The organism is Vibrio sp. AH4, from assembly GCF_030710545.1.
GTDB lineage: Bacteria > Pseudomonadota > Gammaproteobacteria > Enterobacterales > Vibrionaceae > Vibrio > Vibrio metoecus.
This window is the reverse complement of the sequence record NZ_JALAIV010000001.1, coordinates 1,354,163-1,369,570: the sequence shown is the minus strand read 5'-3', so window position 1 is coordinate 1,369,570 and position 15,408 is coordinate 1,354,163. Positions and strand designations below refer to the sequence as shown.

The 15,408-nt window shown below is 47.7% G+C and carries 12 protein-coding genes and 9 tRNA genes; 18 read left to right on the top strand and 3 right to left on the bottom strand.

The features are described from left to right. The first annotated feature begins 5 nt into the window (after positions 1 to 5). Complete coding sequence (locus MKA69_RS06515; RefSeq protein ID WP_305847712.1) at positions 6 to 608, top strand: XTP/dITP diphosphatase; 603 nt, start codon at positions 6 to 8, stop codon at positions 606 to 608. Next, positions 602 to 1,777 (top strand): radical SAM family heme chaperone HemW, encoded by a 1,176-nt coding sequence (gene hemW, locus MKA69_RS06510; RefSeq protein WP_305847711.1) that lies wholly within the window; start codon positions 602 to 604, stop codon positions 1,775 to 1,777. Before MKA69_RS06515 ends, hemW begins: the two co-directional genes overlap by 7 nt. 64 nt (positions 1,778 to 1,841) lie before the next feature. Here the strand turns inward: hemW and glsB are convergent, their stop codons facing one another. Together glsB and trmB are read right to left on the bottom strand one after the other, a co-directional pair. After that, positions 1,842 to 2,762 (bottom strand): glutaminase B, encoded by a 921-nt coding sequence (gene glsB, locus MKA69_RS06505; protein WP_305847710.1) that lies wholly within the window; start codon positions 2,760 to 2,762, stop codon positions 1,842 to 1,844. 110 nt (positions 2,763 to 2,872) lie between these two features. Next, positions 2,873 to 3,592 carry a tRNA (guanosine(46)-N7)-methyltransferase TrmB gene (gene trmB / locus MKA69_RS06500; protein ID WP_055043573.1) on the bottom strand — a complete coding sequence of 240 codons (720 nt, stop codon included), beginning with the start codon at positions 3,590 to 3,592 and terminating at the stop codon, positions 2,873 to 2,875. 239 nt (positions 3,593 to 3,831) lie between these two features. Between trmB and mutY the strand changes: the two genes are divergently transcribed. The 13 genes from mutY to MKA69_RS06435 all read left to right on the top strand — a co-directional run bounded on the left by mutY (position 3,832) and on the right by MKA69_RS06435 (position 9,587). Then, on the top strand, positions 3,832 to 4,893 hold the full coding sequence (mutY, locus tag MKA69_RS06495) for an A/G-specific adenine glycosylase (RefSeq protein WP_305847708.1): 1,062 nt from the start codon (positions 3,832 to 3,834) through the stop codon (positions 4,891 to 4,893). 13 nt (positions 4,894 to 4,906) lie between these two features. Next, positions 4,907 to 5,179: an oxidative damage protection protein gene (locus MKA69_RS06490; RefSeq protein ID WP_000124737.1), complete on the top strand. Its 273-nt coding sequence runs from the start codon at positions 4,907 to 4,909 to the stop codon at positions 5,177 to 5,179. Between the two features lie 110 nt (positions 5,180 to 5,289). Then, entirely contained in the window at positions 5,290 to 6,417 is a 1,128-nt protein-coding gene (gene mltC, locus MKA69_RS06485; protein ID WP_001230174.1) for a membrane-bound lytic murein transglycosylase MltC, read from the top strand. Positions 6,418 to 6,526: 109 nt separating this feature from the next. Further along, positions 6,527 to 6,602: transfer RNA gene (locus tag MKA69_RS06480), tRNA-Phe, on the top strand. Positions 6,603 to 6,650: 48 nt separating this feature from the next. Then, positions 6,651 to 6,726 (top strand) — tRNA-Thr (locus tag MKA69_RS06475). 10 nt (positions 6,727 to 6,736) lie between these two features. Then, positions 6,737 to 6,812: transfer RNA gene (locus MKA69_RS06470), tRNA-Phe, on the top strand. 37 nt (positions 6,813 to 6,849) lie between these two features. Then, positions 6,850 to 6,925: transfer RNA gene (locus MKA69_RS06465), tRNA-Asn, on the top strand. A 258-nt stretch (positions 6,926 to 7,183) separates the two neighbouring features. Then, positions 7,184 to 8,809 (top strand): methyl-accepting chemotaxis protein, encoded by a 1,626-nt coding sequence (locus MKA69_RS06460; RefSeq protein ID WP_305847707.1) that lies wholly within the window; start codon positions 7,184 to 7,186, stop codon positions 8,807 to 8,809. Between the two features lie 292 nt (positions 8,810 to 9,101). Continuing rightward, positions 9,102 to 9,177: transfer RNA gene (locus tag MKA69_RS06455), tRNA-Phe, on the top strand. A 41-nt stretch (positions 9,178 to 9,218) separates the two neighbouring features. Beyond that, a tRNA-Thr gene (locus MKA69_RS06450) sits at positions 9,219 to 9,294 on the top strand. A 19-nt stretch (positions 9,295 to 9,313) separates the two neighbouring features. Beyond that, a tRNA-Asn gene (locus tag MKA69_RS06445) sits at positions 9,314 to 9,389 on the top strand. Positions 9,390 to 9,417: 28 nt separating this feature from the next. After that, a tRNA-Thr gene (locus tag MKA69_RS06440) sits at positions 9,418 to 9,493 on the top strand. Positions 9,494 to 9,511: 18 nt separating this feature from the next. Continuing rightward, positions 9,512 to 9,587, top strand: a tRNA-Asn gene (locus MKA69_RS06435). A 135-nt stretch (positions 9,588 to 9,722) separates the two neighbouring features. Here MKA69_RS06435 and djlA read toward each other — a convergent pair. Next, entirely contained in the window at positions 9,723 to 10,577 is an 855-nt protein-coding gene (djlA, locus tag MKA69_RS06430) for a co-chaperone DjlA (RefSeq protein WP_055065174.1), read from the bottom strand. Between the two features lie 158 nt (positions 10,578 to 10,735). Between djlA and lptD the strand changes: the two genes are divergently transcribed. From lptD to pdxA, 3 genes are read left to right on the top strand one after another with little or no spacing between them, the layout of a single operon-like run. Continuing rightward, on the top strand, positions 10,736 to 13,078 hold the full coding sequence (gene lptD / locus MKA69_RS06425; protein ID WP_305847706.1) for an LPS assembly protein LptD: 2,343 nt from the start codon (positions 10,736 to 10,738) through the stop codon (positions 13,076 to 13,078). Positions 13,079 to 13,130: 52 nt separating this feature from the next. Next, complete coding sequence (gene surA, locus MKA69_RS06420) at positions 13,131 to 14,426, top strand: peptidylprolyl isomerase SurA (protein ID WP_305847705.1); 1,296 nt, start codon at positions 13,131 to 13,133, stop codon at positions 14,424 to 14,426. Next, entirely contained in the window at positions 14,416 to 15,408 is a 993-nt protein-coding gene (gene pdxA, locus MKA69_RS06415; protein ID WP_000095766.1) for a 4-hydroxythreonine-4-phosphate dehydrogenase PdxA, read from the top strand. The genes surA and pdxA overlap by 11 nt, the downstream gene beginning before the upstream one ends.

The window sequence follows — 15,408 nt, the reverse complement described above, 5'->3', positions numbered from 1 at the left end:
ACAGCATGAAAAAGATCGTTTTAGCCACGGGCAATCAAGGCAAAGTGCGTGAAATGGCGGACCTATTGTCCGATTTTGGGTTTGATGTCGTCGCGCAAAGCGAATTCAACGTCCCTGAAGTGGCAGAAACAGGCACCACTTTTATCGAAAATGCGATCATCAAGGCACGTCATGCCTCGCAAATTACCGGATTACCGGCGATTGCCGATGATTCCGGTTTGGAAGTGGACTACCTAAACGGTGCGCCGGGCATCTATTCCGCGCGCTACGCGGGCGAGCATGCCAGCGACGGCGACAATCTCAAGAAGCTACTAGTGGCGATGCAAGATGTGCCAGACGAACAGCGCAGCGCGCGTTTTCATTGTGTACTGGTGTTAATGCGCCACGCCGATGATCCAACGCCTATCGTTTGCCACGGCAAATGGGAAGGCAAAATCCTCACCGCACCACACGGTAGTAATGGCTTTGGTTACGATCCTATTTTCTGGGTTCCGGAAGAAAAATGCGCTTCTGCTGAGCTAGAACCGGTGCGCAAAAAGCAGCTATCCCATCGCGGTAAAGCTCTGCAAAAACTGTTCAAAGCGATTGAAGAGCAGCGTACATGCTAACGCCTCCACCGCTTAGCCTATACATTCATATTCCGTGGTGCGTGCAGAAATGCCCGTACTGCGATTTCAACTCGCACGCGCAGAAAGGCGAGATTCCTGAGCAAGAGTATTTGGATGCGCTGCTGCAAGATCTGGATCGCGACATCGAACGTTACCAGCTCAAGGGAGATCCTCGCCTGCTGCACTCAATCTTTATTGGCGGCGGTACACCAAGCCTTATCTCTGCTGAAGGTATCGCGCGTTTGCTGCAAGGCGTTGCCGAGCGTATTACGTTTAAGCCAGACATTGAAATCACCATGGAAGCCAACCCCGGCACGATTGAAGCACAGCGTTTTGCTGGCTATCGCACCGCTGGGGTCACGCGCATTTCGATTGGTGTGCAGAGTTTTGAGCCAGAAAAATTAGCGCGTTTAGGACGCATCCACGGCCAGCAAGAAGCGGTGCGCGCCGCACAGTTAGCACACCAAATTGGCCTCAACAGCTTTAATTTGGATTTGATGCACGGTTTACCGGATCAAACTCCCGAGCAAGCGCTAGCCGATTTGGATCAGGCGATCGCGCTCAATCCGCCGCATCTCTCTTGGTATCAACTGACCATTGAACCCAACACGCTGTTTTATTCCAAGCCGCCTAAGCTGCCCGATGAAGATGCGCTATGGGATATTTTCGAGCTAGGACATCAAAAGCTCAATGATGCAGGGTATGTGCAGTATGAGATTTCTGGCTACAGCAAGCCGGGCTATCAGTGTCAGCACAACCTCAACTATTGGCGCTTTGGTGACTATCTCGGGATTGGCTGTGGCGCGCACGGTAAACTGAGTTTTGCAGATGGACGCATTGTCCGCACCACCAAAACCAAGCACCCGCGCGGCTACTTGGCAGCGTTGAACAATCTGGCCAAAGCCTACTTGGATAGTGAGCAGTTGGTTGCCGATCAAGACAAACCATTTGAGTTCTTTATGAACCGCTTTCGCTTGATTGAACCGTGCCCGAAAGCCGATTTTACCGCCACCACGGGACTGGCGATTGAAGTGATCCGTCCAACCTTAGATTGGGCGCTGAATGAAGGTTATCTCAGTGAAGATGATCAGCATTGGCAAATTACTGAGAAGGGCAAACTGTTCCTCAATGATCTGCTCGAAGCCTTTATGGCCGATGAAGAAGAATAACCAAGAGGCGCGTGCGCCTCTTTATTTTTATCTTTTATAGCCACACGACTTGGAAAGGGATAGCTTAAAAAATCGAGCGGCCAATCCGCTGCGCTAAAAGCTCTAACGCGCGAGTACCCGCAAGCGAGTTACCCGATTGATCCAACGCAGGGGACCATACCGCAATCGTCATCTCTCCCGGCACCACAGCAATAATACCACCGCCGACACCTGATTTTCCGGGCATACCGACTCGATAGGCAAACTCTCCTGCCCCATCATACAAGCCGCAAGTCGCCAACAAAGCGTTAGTTTGTTTGCTTTGGGTTGGGGTGATCACCGTCTCGCCCGTCACCACAGAAACACCTTTGTTAGCCAGATAGCTGAAGGTTTTCGCTAGCTCAACACAGCTCATTTTCAATGCGCAGGCGTGAAAATAGTTGTGCAGTACCGGAATAACCTCATTGTGGAAATTGCCAAAAGAACGCATCAAATAGGCAATCGCCGCGTTGCGATCACTGTGCATCATCTCCGATGCTGCCACGACTTTGTCATAAGCAATTTGCGGCTCGCCGCTGAGCTGGCGTACAAACTCCAACAAACGCTGGCGAGGTGCAGAAAGGCGACTTTGCAGCATATCGCACACCACAATCGCGCCCGCATTGATAAATGGATTACGCGGAATCCCCTGCTCCATTTCAAGCTGAATCAATGAGTTAAACGCTTGACCGGAAGGCTCTTTACCCACGCGACTCCACAGTTCATCCGGCTGATACAAGCCCATCGCGAGCGTCAAGCTAAGCACTTTAGAGATCGATTGAATCGAAAATCCTTCCTGCGCATCACCGGCCGTGATGACTTCCCCTTGGTTGGTAAACACAGCAATACCCAATTTATCACTCGGTACTTTCGCTAGTGCGGGAATGTAATCTGCTACGTTGCCTTTGCTAGTGAGCGGGCGAACTTCGTCAAGAATGCTGGCTAAAATGTCTGCTGTTGGCTTCATGGTTGACTCTTTATTATTAGTTTGTCTCAAGCTACTTCAGCTTATCCGTAGCCTGAGGATTAGGGTCAAAAAAGCCAACATCAAATGTTGGCTTAAGCAAAATTCTCTCTTTACGCAGTGCGCTGGTACTTGATGTCCCACACGCCGTGGCCTAAACGGTGACCACGCTGCTCAAACTTGGTCAGTGGGCGCTCATCAGGGCGCGGGATGTAATCGCCATCGGTTGCCAAGTTAGCAAAACCGGGCGCTTGATTCATCACTTCAACCATGTGTTCTGCATAGTTTTCCCAGTCGGTTGCCATATGGAATACACCGCTGCCGATAATCAGCTTTTGGCGTACCATTTCAGCAAATTCAAGCTGCACGATACGGCGCTTGTGGTGGCGTTTCTTATGCCAAGGATCTGGGAAGAACAATTGTAAAGTGTGCAGGCTGTTGTCTGGGATCATGTGCGCAAATACTTCGACTGCGTCATGGCACATCACACGCAAGTTAGTGACACCCGCTTCACGCGCTGAAGCCAAACAAGCACCAACCCCTGGGCTGTGTACTTCAATACCGATGAAGTTTTTCTCAGGTGCATTTTTCGCCATTTCGACTAAGGACGCGCCCATGCCAAAACCAATCTCCAGCACAACCGGATTATCGTTACCAAACACTTGTTGCCAATCCAACAGCTCTGGCTGGTAATCAATTCCCATGGTTGGCCAGCACTCTTTCATTGCGGCTTCCTGGCCTTTGGTCAAACGACCTTCACGACGAACAAAGCTACGAATACGACGCAGCACTTTGCCATCTTCGGTAAATTCCTGGGTGATTACTTCGCTCATTTCTATTGCCTGCACATTGCTAAATCAGAGCGGGAATTATCCAAAGAATCGTCAACGGTGCAAGTGTTATTACTGACCGTTCACCATCCAGCCCTCAAACTCTTTGCCGTTGCCGTCAACACCGCCACAGCTGCAAATAGGAAAGAGGAGAATATCCCCAATGTTTGTCGGTTTTACTTCACCACCAATCTGTGGTGCAATTTTGCTCCACTAGTTTAGACAATAATAATGAGCAAGTCGTGACTCCTTTTGCACAGGCCATCCTTACTTGGTATGACGCCTACGGCCGCAAAAACCTGCCGTGGCAACAAAATAAAAATGCGTATCGCGTTTGGTTATCGGAAATCATGTTACAGCAGACCCAAGTCGCGACCGTGATCCCCTACTTTGAACGCTTTTTAGAACGCTTCCCGACCGTACAAGCCCTCGCGGCAGCACCGCAAGATGAAGTGCTGCATTTCTGGACGGGACTTGGCTACTACGCGCGCGCGCGCAATCTACATAAAGCGGCGCAAACCGTAGTGAGTGAATATGGCGGCAAGTTTCCGACCGATTTAGAGCAGATGAATGCGCTACCCGGTGTTGGCCGTTCCACTGCGGCAGCCGTGCTCTCTTCTGTGTATAAAAAACCACATGCGATTTTGGATGGCAACGTGAAGCGCACTTTGGCGCGTTGCTTTGCCGTTGAAGGCTGGCCGGGGCAAAAAAGTGTCGAGAACCAACTTTGGCATTATGCGGAAATGCATACACCAAGTGTGGATGTTGATAAATACAACCAAGCCATGATGGATATGGGTGCAATGATCTGCACTCGCAGTAAGCCCAAATGCAGCCTATGCCCGGTGGAATCTTTCTGCCTTGCCAAACAGCAAGGCAATCCCCAAGAGTATCCGGGCAAGAAACCGAAAACGGACAAGCCCATCAAAGCCACTTGGTTTGTCATGCTCTATCACGACAATGCCGTCTGGCTTGAGCAGCGCCCGCAAAGCGGAATTTGGGGCGGATTGTACTGCTTCCCGCAGTCAGAGGTTGCCAATATTCAAACCACCATAGATCAGCGCGCCATCGGCGATAGCACAATAAAATCGCAGAAAACCCTGATCGCATTTCGTCACACCTTTAGCCACTACCATCTCGATATCACGCCGATTTTGCTGCAATTAAGCCGCAAACCGGACATCGTCATGGAAGGGAGCAAAGGTCTTTGGTATAACTTAAGCCAACCCGATGAGATTGGTCTGGCGGCACCAGTGAAACAACTGTTGCATAGCTTGCCTTTCGACATTGATAGCCACATTTAAAGAGGAAGAGTGAATGGCTCGCACCGTATTTTGTACCCGATTGCAGAAAGAAGCCGATGGCTTGGATTTCCAACTCTATCCCGGCGAACTGGGCAAACGCATTTTCGATAACATCTGCAAAGAAGCTTGGGCGCAATGGCAAAGCAAACAGACCATGCTGATCAATGAGAAAAAGCTCAACATGATGGATCCTGAGCACCGCAAATTGCTTGAACAAGAGATGGTGAACTTCCTGTTCGAAGGTAAAGAAGTCCATATCGAAGGTTATACTCCGCCTGCAAAGTAAGAAATTTCGGATTTCATCTGCTCGCAAAAAATGACATCATGCCGCTCGGTTATGATGTCATTTTCGTATCAGGAGCAGCGAAAGTTCGCTTTTTCGCTTTAAGGAGGCGCATGAGAAAGTTAGTGTTATGTATCACCGCTCTACTATTGAGCGGCTGTAGTCGTGAATTTATCGAGAAAATTTACGATGTCGACTACGAACCCACTAACCGTTTCGCCAAAAACTTAGCCGAATTACCCGGACAGTTTCAAAAAGACACCGCCGCACTGGATGCCCTTATCAACAGCTTCTCCGGCAATATCGAAAAACGTTGGGGACGCCGCGAGCTAAAAATCGCCGGAAAAAATAACTACGTCAAATACATAGACAACTACCTTAGCCGCTCTGAAGTCAACTTCACCGAAGGTCGAATCATAGTAGAAACCGTTTCACCTATCGATCCTAAAGCTCATTTACGCAATGCGATCATCACCACCTTACTGACTCCCGATGATCCCGCGCACGTTGATCTTTTCTCCTCGAAAGACATCGAACTCAAAGGCCAACCCTTTTTGTATCAACAGGTGCTCGATCAGGATGGTCAGCCAATCCAATGGTCATGGCGCGCTAACCGCTATGCCGATTACCTCATCGCTAACCACCTGAAAGTAAAGCAGGTTGATTTCAAAAAAGCCTATTACGTCGAAATCCCCATGGTCAAAGATCAAATCGACATCCGTGGCTACAAATACGCCAGTATCGTGCGTAAGGCCTCTCGCAAATACGATATCCCGGAAGATCTGATCTACGCGATCATCAAAACCGAAAGCAGTTTCAACCCCTATGCAGTGAGTTGGGCCAACGCTTATGGCTTAATGCAAGTGGTTCCTAAAACCGCAGGACGGGATGTGTTCAAGCTGGTCAAAAACCGCTCTGGTGAACCCAGCCCCGAGTATCTATTTAACCCAGAAAACAACATTGATACCGGTACCGCCTATTTTTACATCCTGAAAAATCGCTATTTGAAAGAGGTACGTCACCCCACATCTCTCGAATACAGCATGATTTCTGCTTACAACGGCGGAACAGGCGGTGTATTAAATACCTTTAGCAGCGATCGCCAGCGCGCCATGCGTGACCTCAATGCCCTGCAACCTAACCAAGTCTATTGGGCATTAACCAAGAAACATCCGAATGCGGAAGCGCGCCGTTATCTGGAAAAAGTGACCAAATTTAAGAAGGAATTTAATGCGGGATAACTAAAAAGCCGCAGTTTGCTGAAAATAGCGGCAATCAAACTGATTTTTCGATTTTTTTTAAAAAACAGGTTGACGGGTAAAGGGAAAATCCGTTTAATAGCGCTCCGTTGCCCGGATAGCTCAGTCGGTAGAGCAGAGGATTGAAAATCCTCGTGTCGGTGGTTCGATTCCGCCTCCGGGCACCACGAATTTTAGATTGTTGGTGTAAGACACAAACAGCAAAGGTTACGTGTGCCGGCTTAGCTCAGTAGGTAGAGCAACTGACTTGTAATCAGTAGGTCGCCAGTTCGATTCCGGCAGCCGGCACCACTTAAAATTTGCCTCGATAGCTCAGTCGGTAGAGCAGAGGATTGAAAATCCTCGTGTCGGTGGTTCGATTCCGCCTCGAGGCACCACTATTAAAAGTTGTGCCATAGACACAATAAAAATTGTTCCTCCTTAGCTCAGTCGGTAGAGCGACGGACTGTTAATCCGCAGGTCGCTGGTTCGAGCCCAGCAGGAGGAGCCACTTTTAGAAACCCAGTCATTGACTGGGTTTTTCTTTATCTGCATTTTGGATTTCGCTTCTCACTTCGCAAACATCCCGCCTCTCACTTAACTCATCGTTCTCACCTCTTCTTTTTTTATTTCGAGGCAAAAATTTAATCCAACTCATACTTTCACACTTACTTCGTATCAATAAATAAGCAAGCTCATTACTATCTCGCCGACATCAAACCGTCACAAAAATTTAATCTGCTTACACCTTCCCCATAGGGTTCAAACTATGAAATTAAAAACCCAAGCTTATTTATTATCTGCCATCATTCTCGCCGCTCTTCTCGCGCTAACCGCGACCGGACTGTGGACGTTACGTGTGGCCAGCAATCTCGATAACAAAGCGCGTGTAACCGAGCTGTTTAATAGTGCCTACAGTATTTTGACTGAGGTAGAGAAACTGGCTCAAGAAGGCAAGATGTCGGAGCCAGAAGCCAAAGCGCTCGCCACCCGCCTAATGCGCAGCAATCTCTACAAAGATAATGAATATGTGTATGTGGCAGATGAAAATATGACTTTCGTGGCGACGCCGCTCGACCCACAACTGCACGACACCAGTTTTCACGATTTTAAAGATGGTAAAGGCAATAGTGTTGGCCGCTTAATTCAAGATGTGCTGCGTCATCAATCCGGCAAGTTAGTGGAATACACATGGACACAAAAGCAAGCAGATGGCTCGATTGAAGAAAAGCTCTCCATCGCCCGCAAAACGCCACACTGGGGCTGGGTTGTCGGCACGGGTATTGGTTTTAACGAAGTGAATGCGCGTTTTTGGTCTACCGCGCAATGGCAACTAAGCTTATGTGTGGTGATCGCCGTTGCGATTTTATCTCTGCTACTGGTCGCGATTCGTAAAATACTGCTGATTATCGGCGGTGAACCCAATGAGGTACGCAGCGCAGTACAAGCGGTGGCACAAGGCCGCATTCGTCGTGAATTTGCGATAAAAGCCCCTAAAGAGAGTATTTATGGTGCAGTGCAGCAGATGAGCAGCTCACTTGCAGACTTGGTGGCTAAGCTTGAGCAATCCATGGTTGCTTTACGTTCTGAATTAGCCGGCGCAGGTACTCGTGCCAAAAGCATTGCCGAATTAACGGATAACCAGCAGCAATCTACCGCCATGATTGCCACTGCAATGACCGAAATGGCCTCTTCAGCGAACCAAGTCGCCGATTCTGCGCGTGATACCGCATTCAACACCGATCAAGCGGATCAGCAAAGCCAGCATACGCAAAAGCTCATCCACAACACGGTAAGCAATATTCAAGGCTTGGCGACCCAATTACAAACTGCGAGCACCGCGGTTGCCGATCTGGATCAGGATGTGAAAAACATCGCCAAAGTGCTAGACGTAATTGGCGATATTGCAGAGCAAACTAATTTACTGGCACTCAATGCGGCCATTGAAGCGGCTCGTGCCGGTGAACAAGGCCGAGGCTTTGCGGTAGTAGCTGATGAAGTGCGTAACTTAGCGGGCCGAACGCAAACGAGCACTAAAGAGATCCAACAGATGATCCACAATCTGCAAGAAGGCTCGCGCAATGCGATTCAAACCATTCAGATTTGTGGGCAAACCAGCCAAAGTAGCGTGCAAGAGTCAGAAAATGCCGCTTCCGCACTCGCATTGATTGTTGATGCGTTGGAAAGCGTCTCTTCGATGAGTCATCAAATTGCCACCGCAGCGGCAGAACAAACCCAAGTCAGTGATGATATTTCTCGTCGCATCAATATGATTGAAGAAAGTGGCACAAAATTGAGCCATGTGGTGACAGAAAGCCATAACAGCACCCAAACCCTGACTAAGCTAGCGCGTGAGTTAGAACAGTGGGCGGCACACTTTTCGGTAACACGCTAGATTGCATTTAAAATGCAACTACGGGGAGTAATAGCCCTGAACTGACTGGCTATCCGCCGTTGTTTACTAGAAATGTTTATCAAGCACGTATTTTTACGTGCTTTTTTTATTTTTATGGTTTGATAAAACCCATTGCTCTCTTTTGAAAATGAACTTTGTTGTCGATTCGGCGATAATTTGGCAAGCAAAATGGACAAAAACAGGCCATTAAGTATAGAAAAACAACAAACGATATTTTTTTTGGATTTTCATGTTGACGACTACCGCGAAAACCCTTTTAATACACCTCGTCGCCCGGATAGCTCAGTCGGTAGAGCAGAGGATTGAAAATCCTCGTGTCGGTGGTTCGATTCCGCCTCCGGGCACCACAATTTTGATTGTTGGTGCTTGCACGAACAATAATAAATGTGCCGACTTAGCTCAGTAGGTAGAGCAACTGACTTGTAATCAGTAGGTCACCAGTTCGATTCCGGTAGTCGGCACCATTACATTAAAAAGAATAATTCCTCCTTAGCTCAGTCGGTAGAGCGACGGACTGTTAATCCGCAGGTCGCTGGTTCAAGTCCAGCAGGAGGAGCCAATTTCCAACTTGCATTGCAAGTTGATTTGCCGACTTAGCTCAGTAGGTAGAGCAACTGACTTGTAATCAGTAGGTCACCAGTTCGATTCCGGTAGTCGGCACCATTACATTAAAACAATAATTCCTCCTTAGCTCAGTCGGTAGAGCGACGGACTGTTAATCCGCAGGTCGCTGGTTCAAGTCCAGCAGGAGGAGCCACTTTTAGAAACCCAGTCTTTGACTGGGTTTTATTTTATCTGTCGAAAACTGCCCCACTCCAATTGCTCTTTTGACTGCAAAAGAAAGGCAAACGGTTAAGTTTGCCTTAGAAAAGGTAAGCGCATAATGATGAGCTTACTTAATGCCTTTCTCCTTTCGGATCAGCTCATAAGCATGTTGGATTTGCTGTGATTTTTCTTTCGCTACGTTCATCATCTCTGGCGGTAAACCTTTCGCCATCAGTTTATCTGGATGGTGTTCATTCATTAGCTTGCGATAAGCTCGCTTAACCTCTTGCGCACTGGCGGTTTCACTCACGCCAAGCACTTCGTAGGCATCTGCCAGTTGGTTACGCGATGAGGGTTGCTGCCATTGCTGCCCACCACTAGATTGCTGTTGCGAACCGCTGAAACCGCCACCTTGCTGAAAACGGAATGCGGCTTCTTGCATGCGTAAACGCCGCTCTAGCTGTTCAGAAGAGAAACCTAAGCCGCGCGCAATACGGTGCAGTACATTACGCTCACTCGGGTGCACATCACCATCAGCAAATGCGGAAGAGACTTGCAGCTCAAGGAAAAACTGTAGCAGGTCAAAACGCCCGCCCGTGGCGATTTTCACGCGCTCTAACACTTGCTCTAGAGGAAAATCGCTTTCTTTCCCGTCACGAAACGCATCTTGTGCGGCACGTTTTTGCTCTAGAGTCAGGTTCATGCGATCCATCATAATGGTCGCGAGTTGGATTTCTTCTTTAGTCACTTGCCCCTTGGCTTTCGCTACATGCCCCATCACCGAAAAAGCAGCTTTAAAAAACTCTTCCTGACGTTCAGCTTGGCTTGGGCCTGCACCAAAAGAACCGCTTTGAAACCCCGCCTGGTTTAGGCGGCGCGCTTTATCGAATTGATGCCCTAAAAAGAGTCCAAAAACGGCACCGAAAGGCCCACCAAACAGGAAGCCAAAAAAAGCGCCAAGAATTTTGCCAAAAATATGCATTATGTGCTCTCAATCTATGAATTTTTCTGGAGTGAAGCGGTCTGATAGTGGCGCAAGCGTCAATTTCCTTTATGATAAGGACCGTTTATATTTCAGGCTCCTAAGTTCGGAATCCATCAAGTTCAACAGGCCACAAGTTCAACAGGATGTACAACCCAATGTCATGCTTTTCCCGCACGTTTTTAGCCGCCTCAATTAGCGCTGCACTCTTTGCACCTCAGATACAAGCAGAAGCGAGTGTGGATGACAATCGCGCTCAATTACCTAATGGCGAACAGTGTTTAGTCAACCAGCCTGAGCCAACTAACCCTGGCCAACAGCCTATCAATGTCGAAGCGGATAAGCTAGAGGCAATCAATGGGCAAAAGGCCACCTACTCCGGTAACGTCGTTGTCGTGCAAGGTAAAAAACGCATTGCGGCCGATAATGTCACGTTGCATCAACAAGAAAATGTCGTGGTGGCCGAGGGTAATGTTCAGTTTAGTGATGGTGAGATCAAAACCCTATCGACCAAAGCAACCAATCATCTTAATACGGATGAAATGACGCTGGAAAACACCAGCTACAAGTTCTTGTGTGAACCGGGGCGTGGCGAAGCGGTGTATGTTTCGAAAACGGGTAAAGCGGTGTATGAAATTGAAGATGGATCGATCACCTCATGCCCAGAAGGCAATAATGCGTGGCGCATGCGCGCTTCTAGCATTGATGTGGACCAAAATGAAGAGATTGCCACTTTCTATAACCCGCGTCTTGAAGTGCAAAATGTGCCGGTGTTCTATCTCCCTTATTTAACCGTGCCGATTGGGGATACACGTAAAACCGGTTTTCTATACCCTACTGCATCTTATGGTTCGCGTAACGGCTATGAAGTTGAAGTACCATTTTATTGGAATTTAGCCCCCAATTACGATTTAGAAACCACGCTTAACTACATGCAAAAGCGTGGTACACAACTCAATAGCGTATTCCGTTATCTGACCGATTTTGGTGAAGGGCAAATCAAGTCAGAGTATTTACCAGATGATCAACTGCATACAGAGCAGGGGAATCGCTGGGCGTTTCAATATGAGCATAGTGGCATTTTCCAACAAGCTTGGAAATTTGAAATTGATTACTCAAAAGTCAGTGATATCAACTACTTCTCAGACTTAGACTCCGGTATTGGCAACCGTGAGGATGGACAACTCATTCAAGAGGGTCGCGCGACTTACCGTAGTCAAAATTGGGATTCATCACTGTTAGTCCGTGATTTCCAATTGCTCACCGACAACACCTCTAGCTCCAACTTGCCTTATCGATTGATGCCGCAGCTCACCTATAACTATTACGCTCCAGAGCTGATGAAATATCTCGATCTTGACCTTATCAGTCACATTTCGCGTTTTGAGACGGATGCAGCAGGCAAGCCCTCTGCGACTCGTGTACATATTGAACCGGGACTAAAAGTTCCTTTTAGTAACACTTGGGGGAATTGGACAACGGAAGCGCGCTTGCTCGGCACTTATTATCAGCAAGAATTAGATAACACCAACGATGCTAATTTAGAAGAGAGTGTCACGCGCGTTATTCCTGAGTTTAAGAGTGTTGCGAGTATTGTTCTTGAACGAGATACAGTGCTGTTAGACAACTACACTCAAACTCTAGAGCCAAAAATTCAGTATCTCTACGTACCAGAAAAATATCAGGACAATATTGGTTTGTATGACTCTACCCTGCTGCAAACGGATTACTACGGCTTATTTCGTAGTCGCAAATACAGTGGCGTAGACCGAATTGAGTCCGCTAACCAAGTCAGCTACGGTGCATCGACTCGTTTCTTTGATAGCAGCTATAAAGAACGCCTCAATATCGCGTTTGGTCAGATTTTCTATCTGGATAGTAAACTCAATCCATCAAATAATAATAGCAATGACAAAGAATCTAGCTATTCAGCCTGGGCCGTTGAGATGGACTTTAATTTTGCTGACTATCTGTTCTACCACGGTGGGATTCAATACGATATCAATAGCCAAGCAGTTCAGCTTGGTAACAGCACTTTGGAATACCGTTTTTCTGGTGGCTACCTCCAAGCGAACTACCGTTATGTTACAGAAGACTATATTTGCAGTACGGTACGTGGAATCGACTGTAGTGGTGACTATAACCCATTAACCGAAGATGGCATATCGCAAACTGGTCTTTTAGCAAGCTATAAGTTAAGTCCTAAATGGTCAGCCAAAGGCCAGTATTTCTATGATATGACTACCAATGAAGCTTTAGAGTGGCTCGCTAACCTAACCTATACATCAGATTGTTGGTATATAGGCTTTACTTATAGTAACCAGTTAAAGGATTGGCAACAAAAACAACCTTTTGAGAACCCAATCTATGAAAATAACTTCAGCTTTAATATCGGAATTATCGGCTTTGGCACCAGCATTGGCGCAGGATCGAGTATGACAGGTATAAGCAGTGCAAGTAACTCACTCCGTTATGGCCGCCCATTCTTCCTCAACAATTAATTTATCTAGCCAGAGGTAACTCTGGCTGGCAACATTTCATATAGGACTGTACATGAAATTGTGGAAAACCACGCTAATTAGCGTTATTAGCATGCTGACTTTGTTTAACGCTCATGCGGAACCGCAACAGCTTGATGGCGTAGCGGTCATCGTCAATAGTGGTGTTATTTTGCAAAGTGATGTCGATGGTGCACTCAAAACCGTGAAAGCCAACGCCAAGCAAAATAAGCAACCGTTGCCACAAGAAAGCGTTTTACGTGAGCAAGTGTTGGAAAAACTGATCATCGATACTTTGCAGCAGCAAGAAGCTGATCGAATCGGGGTAAAAATTGATGACAATCGTTTAAACGATGCGATCAAAGAGATCGCCAAAAGCAATCAACAAACTCAGGAACAGCTGATTGCTTCAGTAGCGCAAGAAGGCTTAACCTACCCAGAGTTTCGTGAACAGGTGCGCAAAGAGATGGCGGCCAGCGATGCTCGTAACGCGCTGGTTCGTCGCCGTATCAACATTTTACCCGCAGAGGTTGATACGTTAGCTGAACTGCTTGCGCAGGAAACCGATGCCACGGTGCAATACAAAATCAGCCATATTCAGCTACGCGTTGAAGAAGGGCAAGATAAAAGCGAAGCTGAATCCTTAGCCAACAAATTGGTGGGTGAATTAAAGCATGGCGCTGATTTCGCGCAAATGGCCTATACCTACTCCAAAGGACCAAAAGCGCTACAAGGTGGCGATTGGGGATGGATGCGTAAAGAAGAAATGCCGACCATCTTTGCCGACCAGATCAAAATGCAGAACAAAGGCAGCATTATCGGCCCATTTCGCAGCGGTGTGGGTTTTCACATCCTGAAAATTGATGATGTAAAAGGTCTAGAAACGGTCGCAGTAACGGAAGTCAATGCTCGTCATATTCTGATCAAGCCTACCATCATTCTTAGCGATGATGGTGCACAAAAGCAGCTCAGTGAGTTCGTACAGCGCATCAAAAATGGCGAAGTGACCTTTGCAGAATTAGCACAGCAATATAGCCAAGACCCCGGCTCTGCCGCGCAAAAAGGTGAACTGGGCTATCAAACTCCCGATCTGTATGTCCCAGAATTTAAACACCAGATTGAAACCTTACCCGTAGGCCAAATCAGTGAGCCGTTTAAAACTGTACATGGGTGGCATATCGTAGAAGTGCTCGATCGTCGCGAAGTGGACAGAACTGATTCCGCACTGAAAAACAAGGCCTACCGTATCTTGTTCAATCGTAAATTCAATGAAGAAGCCAGTGCTTGGCTGCAAGAGCTGCGTGCCAGCGCCTTTGTTGAAGTATTGAAGGACGAGAAGGATGAGCAGTAAACGCATCATTGTCACAGCTGGTGAGCCCGCGGGGATCGGTCCCGACCTTATCCTCGCACTTTCAGCTCAAGATTGGCCACACCAACTGGTGGTGTGTGCCGATAAAACCTTGCTTGCCGAACGTGCTGAACAGCTAGGCATCCATGTTAAGCTACTGGATTATCAACACAATAACCCAGTACAGCCACAACAAGCTGGCACTCTTTTAGTCGAGCATATCCCTCTGGCAGAGCCGGTGGTCGCAGGTCAGCTCAATCCAGCCAATGGGCACTATGTGTTAAAAACGCTGGAAAGAGCGGCAAAAGGCTGTATGAATGGCGAGTTTGATGCTATTGTCACCGGCCCTGTGCACAAGGGGGTGATCAACCGTGCCGGAGTGACCTTTAGCGGACATACCGAGTTTTTTGCCGAGCAATCAAGCACCCCTTTGGTGGTTATGATGCTAGCGACAGAAGGACTCCGCACTGCACTTGTCACAACCCATCTGCCACTCGCGGAAGTGCCACAAGCAATAACCAGTGAACGTCTAGAACAGATCGTTCACATTCTCCACAAGGATTTAGTCGAGAAATTTGCCATTACTCAGCCTAAAATTTACGTATGTGGTTTAAACCCACATGCAGGTGAAGACGGTGTATTAGGAATGGAGGAGATCGAAACCATCACTCCAACCCTACAGCGTTTGCGTGAGCAATATGGCATGCAATTGGTTGGCCCACTGCCAGCCGATACCATTTTTAGTGAAAAATACTTGCAGCAAGCCGATGCCGTACTCGGGATGTACCACGATCAAGTGCTTCCCGTGCTCAAATACAAAGGCTTTGGCCGCTCAGTCAATATTACTCTGGGACTGCCTTTTATCCGCACTTCGGTGGATCATGGCACTGCATTGGATCTTGCCGGAACAGGTAAAGCCGACGCAGGGAGCTTCTGGACAGCATTGGCTTACGCAATAGAATTAGTTGATAAAAAAGCGAAATAA

Coding starts and splice junctions, on each gene's coding strand:
- MKA69_RS06515 (WP_305847712.1), top strand. CDS start 6: ATGAAAAAGATCGTTTTAGCCACGGGCAATCAAGGCAAAGTGCGTGAA.
- hemW (WP_305847711.1), top strand. CDS start 602: ATGCTAACGCCTCCACCGCTTAGCCTATACATTCATATTCCGTGGTGC.
- glsB (WP_305847710.1), bottom strand. CDS start 2,762: ATGAAGCCAACAGCAGACATTTTAGCCAGCATTCTTGACGAAGTTCGC.
- trmB (WP_055043573.1), bottom strand. CDS start 3,592: ATGAGCGAAGTAATCACCCAGGAATTTACCGAAGATGGCAAAGTGCTG.
- MKA69_RS06490 (WP_000124737.1), top strand. CDS start 4,907: ATGGCTCGCACCGTATTTTGTACCCGATTGCAGAAAGAAGCCGATGGC.
- mltC (WP_001230174.1), top strand. CDS start 5,290: ATGAGAAAGTTAGTGTTATGTATCACCGCTCTACTATTGAGCGGCTGT.
- MKA69_RS06460 (WP_305847707.1), top strand. CDS start 7,184: ATGAAATTAAAAACCCAAGCTTATTTATTATCTGCCATCATTCTCGCC.
- djlA (WP_055065174.1), bottom strand. CDS start 10,577: ATGCATATTTTTGGCAAAATTCTTGGCGCTTTTTTTGGCTTCCTGTTT.
- lptD (WP_305847706.1), top strand. CDS start 10,736: ATGTCATGCTTTTCCCGCACGTTTTTAGCCGCCTCAATTAGCGCTGCA.
- surA (WP_305847705.1), top strand. CDS start 13,131: ATGAAATTGTGGAAAACCACGCTAATTAGCGTTATTAGCATGCTGACT.
- pdxA (WP_000095766.1), top strand. CDS start 14,416: ATGAGCAGTAAACGCATCATTGTCACAGCTGGTGAGCCCGCGGGGATC.